The sequence below is a fragment of the Klebsiella sp. M041 genome, assembly GCF_059759695.1.
Genome location: NZ_JCAXWU010000058.1, coordinates 1 through 891, shown reverse-complemented (window position 1 = coordinate 891; position 891 = coordinate 1). Strand labels below are relative to the sequence as shown.

1 tRNA gene and 2 rRNA genes are annotated in these 891 nt (G+C 50.1%); all 3 read right to left on the bottom strand.

Going from position 1 to position 891, the window contains the following annotated elements:
• A 23S ribosomal RNA gene (locus tag AC6CWS_RS26455) occupies positions 1-468 on the bottom strand; the annotation flags it as partial.
• A 190-nt stretch (positions 469-658) separates the two neighbouring features.
• A tRNA-Glu gene (locus AC6CWS_RS26450) sits at positions 659-734 on the bottom strand.
• An 85-nt stretch (positions 735-819) separates the two neighbouring features.
• Positions 820-891 (bottom strand): 16S ribosomal RNA (locus AC6CWS_RS26445); the annotation flags it as partial.

Genomic DNA, 891 nt, shown 5'->3' with positions numbered 1-891 from the left:
CCTCACGGTACTGGTTCACTATCGGTCAGTCAGGAGTATTTAGCCTTGGAGGATGGTCCCCCCATATTCAGACAGGATACCACGTGTCCCGCCCTACTCTTCGAGTTCACAGCCTGTGCATTTTGGTGTACGGGACTATCACCCTGTACCGTCGGACTTTCCAGACCGTTCCACTAACACACAAGCTGATTCAGACTCTGGGCTGCTCCCCGTTCGCTCGCCGCTACTGGGGGAATCTCGGTTGATTTCTTTTCCTCGGGGTACTTAGATGTTTCAGTTCCCCCGGTTCGCCTCGTTAACCTATGTATTCAGTTAACGATAGTGCAACGAATTGCACTGGGTTTCCCCATTCGGACATCGCCGGTTATAACGGTTCATATCACCTTACCGACGCTTTTCGCAGATTAGCACGTCCTTCATCGCCTCTGACTGCCAGGGCATCCACCGTGTACGCTTAGTCGCTTAACCTCACAACCCGAAGATGTTTCGTAAAACATCATCGTGTCGCGAAAATTTGAGAGACTCGAACACACATTAACTGTGTGTCGTTTCAATTTTCAGCTTGATCCAGATTTTTAAAGAGCAAATATCTCAAACATCACCCGAAGATGAGTTTTGAGATATATCGGCACGCGTCTTTCACTCACGAACCAGCAAGTGGCGTCCCCTAGGGGATTCGAACCCCTGTTACCGCCGTGAAAGGGCGGTGTCCTGGGCCTCTAGACGAAGGGGACACTGAAGTCTCAATCGCAAGACGCCTTGCTTCTCTACTTTCATCAGACAATCTGTGTGAGCACTACAAAGGCAGGTTCTTTAAGGTAAGGAGGTGATCCAACCGCAGGTTCCCCTACGGTTACCTTGTTACGACTTCACCCCAGTCATGAATCACAA